Here is a 2,902-nt window from a genome sequence, read left to right as displayed (position 1 = left end):
AAGCACCTCGAAGCTCCTGGTAGCCACAGAGTTGATCTAGACAATCACTCGTCTACCAGGAGCTTCTCCTCTGTCCACACCCAGCCCCACCAGCGCTGAGGCTCTACCACGCCAAGTGGAAAACGTTCAGTGTGTAGGTGATGTGGGCCTGTCTCATCGTCGTGGTGGAGGCCAGTAGCCGCGGCCGATTGACGTCGGTGTACTCGGTGACCATCTCCGCGGTGTGTCCCGCCGAGCGCGCCACCGACCGGAACCGGGTCCCCGGGCCGATGTCCCCGGCGGTGAGCTTCTCGACGCGCACCATGATCGGGTTGTAGCGCGGTTCGTGTGTCTGGTCGGCGACGTAGTCGAACACGGTCTCCACGGGGCACGCGATGGTGATCGCTCCCTCGATGCGGGCCATGCTGTCCCTCCCGTGCGCGGCTGCGGTTGCCGATCTCAGCGGACCACGCGCCGCCACGCCCGGCCAGGGCGCTCCGGCCCCGGTTCAGAGGGCCGAGGTCCCCTCGGTCCCGGGTGGCCCGGGTGTCCGGCCGGGCAGGGCGACGTGCACGTGGTGCCACATGTCGCCGTAGTGCACGCCGCTGCCGACGCGCAGGAAACCCAGCCGTTGTGCCAGCCGCAGGCTCGGTGTGTTGTCGGTGTGCACCAGTGCCCACACCGAGTCCAGCGCCAGCTCGCCCAGGCCGTACCGGAGCAGGGCGCGGGCGGCCTCGGTGGCCAGCCCCCGGCCGCCGTGCGCGCGGGCGAGGTACCAGCCGATCTCGGGCAGTTCGCCCGGCAGCTCCCACGACGGCCGCAGGTGCCCGAGCCCGATCACCGCGCCGTCCCGCACGAACGCCCAGTGGCCCAGCTCCGGCGGGCCGGAGTAGGCCAGCCGCTGCCGCACCATCGCCTCGGCGTTCTCACGCCGGGTGAGGTCGCCCGGGTAGTAGCGGCTCAGCTCCGGTTCGGCGAAGAGGTCCACGAGGGGTTCGGCGTGCTCCGCCCGCAACGGTTCCAGCGTCAGGCGGTCGGTCGGTAGGACGCGCTGTTCGGTCTCCACGAGGCAGGCATTCTCTCATCGGGGGACGTACGGCCGTGGCCACCCTCGACGCCGTTCCGGTGCATGAGCACTGCAAACCAGTGTTGGAGTTTAGCGCTTCGGATCCGAACTTGTCGGAGTCTGCTCTTTTCATCCGAGACGCTCAAAAAGATATCAGGCGAACGAATCCGGGGATTGCGGGGAAAGTAGTTCCAGGAGCACCCGGAGAAGAGCCGCTGCACCGGCTCTACCGTGGGTACGATGTTGAGAATGACATAAAGGCGTCTCGACGTAGGATAAAAAAAGACCTGTCGCTCCTACTACGGACCAAGGTACACGCAGGGGCCGGATGGTGTGGCTCGGCAGTGCGACGAATACCCATTCGCCACCACCTATGAGAACGCAGCTAGAATCGACGGTGACTCGGTGTTCGACTATGCTGTTCGTGCAATCAGCGGAGATCATAACGAAACAGCCGGGCGGGTGTACGGTTCATGGCTCACGGCGTCGCGAATTCTTGATAATGATCCGTTCTGGGTGCGAATCGTGCCGTGACAAGGCACGGTTCGCCTGAAAGAAGGTGAATGGTATGATTCTGCTTCGTGGAAGCAGGTGATGTCATGTCGCGTATGATATCCTCGTTCGAGGACGCGGTAGTCGTGGAGTACGGACAGTTCACTCTCCAGGAAACAAGTATGGAGAGGCTTGCTACACGGATAGCGGTTCCGTCGGGGCACCCGTGGGTTGCGGCGGGTGGGCCGGGCGGGATCCTTCTGCACAGTGTTGGAACGGATCATTATCCGTGGGTCCGTGTCGAAGTTTGGGATGGCCACGTAGGGGCCGACGACGGGCCGTGGGACGTCGTCGGCGAGGTCGCGTGTGATGTCCGCAGTGAAGTTCGGTTGCAATCATTGACGGCTTCACACTCGGAGGGGCGAGCGTTGGTCCGCTGTCCATCTCGATTGCTCGCGCGGGTGCACCGGGTGACTCGTAACCGTCCCGAGGAGTACGATCATGACTTCGAATCAGATTTCGAAGGGTGGCTCATCCAGTTGTGGCCGGTGGTCGAGTGCAGTTGATGTGGGCGGTTTGCGGATCGGGACGAGGAAGGCTGTGCGTTGGGGAAATCGTGTCGCACGGACGATGTAATGAGCGATCTCGGACAGTCCGAGCGTGTCGCTCAGTTCTCCGGCGGGTGCGCCAGGTCCCACCTGTATTTCGAGACCAGGGCGGCCACGAGCAGTGCACAGCCGATGAAGGCGGTGAGCGCGATGACCATCAGCGTTTCCGGGGCGAGAGCGGGTGTCTCGCACCCGTTTATGCCCTCCCGGCAACCCCGGCGGGAAATCATGCCGCGAGGTGAGGTCTCCTCGTCCGGAGGTGGTTCCACACTCGCCTCGGCGACCCACCAGGTCACCAGAGCCGCGGTGACCAGAACGCTCCCTGTGTAACCGGAGAGTAGTCGCCGAGACGGTCGTTGCATGGGGACCCTTCGATCGCTGCGCGGCGGCAAGTCCTGGTGCGGTGTTGGCGCAGGGATGAGACACCCCGTGTGGGCCATCCGGGCCCGGATGAGCCCAACACGCCCGAGCGGAGCCTACCGGTCCAGATCCGCCAGTAGGCCCATCTCGCCGATGACGGCCTGCGCGGCGCGCAAGGTCGGTACGGCCTGCACGGCCCCGCTGCCTTCGCCGAGGCGCAGGCCGAGGTCCAGGATCGGCTCCAGGCCCAGCGCCTTGAGCGCGAAGGCCTGGGACGGTTCGGTGGAGCGGTGCCCGGCCAGCCACCAGCGGGGCGCGTCCGGGGCGAGTTCGGCGCCGACGAGGGCGGCGGCGCAGGAGAACACGCCGTCCAGCAGCACCGGGGTGCGGCGTTCGG

General features: G+C 65.6%; 4 protein-coding genes and 1 pseudogene. 1 reads left to right on the top strand and 4 read right to left on the bottom strand.

Annotated features, from left to right (window positions below; genetic code table 11):
* Positions 1–103: 103 nt before the first annotated feature.
* On the bottom strand, positions 104–403 hold the full coding sequence (locus tag SACPADRAFT_RS27715; RefSeq protein ID WP_007027116.1) for an SRPBCC family protein: 300 nt from the start codon (positions 401–403) through the stop codon (positions 104–106).
* 84 nt (positions 404–487) lie between these two features.
* Complete coding sequence (locus SACPADRAFT_RS27710) at positions 488–1,045, bottom strand: GNAT family N-acetyltransferase (RefSeq protein ID WP_007027117.1); 558 nt, start codon at positions 1,043–1,045, stop codon at positions 488–490.
* Between the two features lie 297 nt (positions 1,046–1,342).
* Here SACPADRAFT_RS27710 and SACPADRAFT_RS34595 point away from each other — a divergent pair.
* Positions 1,343–1,579: pseudogene (locus SACPADRAFT_RS34595) on the top strand (NucA/NucB deoxyribonuclease domain-containing protein); the annotation flags it as partial.
* A 625-nt stretch (positions 1,580–2,204) separates the two neighbouring features.
* Here SACPADRAFT_RS34595 and SACPADRAFT_RS31540 read toward each other — a convergent pair.
* Positions 2,205–2,507, bottom strand: coding sequence for a hypothetical protein (locus SACPADRAFT_RS31540; protein WP_198048323.1), 303 nt, complete (start codon positions 2,505–2,507; stop codon positions 2,205–2,207).
* 114 nt (positions 2,508–2,621) lie between these two features.
* The coding region (locus SACPADRAFT_RS27705; RefSeq protein WP_007027119.1) for a nicotinate-nucleotide--dimethylbenzimidazole phosphoribosyltransferase at positions 2,622–2,902 on the bottom strand (281 nt) is incomplete at its 5' end.

Origin of the sequence: Saccharomonospora iraqiensis subsp. paurometabolica YIM 90007, assembly GCF_000231035.2 — a bacterium.
GTDB lineage: Bacteria > Actinomycetota > Actinomycetes > Mycobacteriales > Pseudonocardiaceae > Saccharomonospora > Saccharomonospora paurometabolica.
Note: the sequence above shows the minus strand (reverse complement) of the source record. Positions and strands in the feature narration are given on the sequence as shown.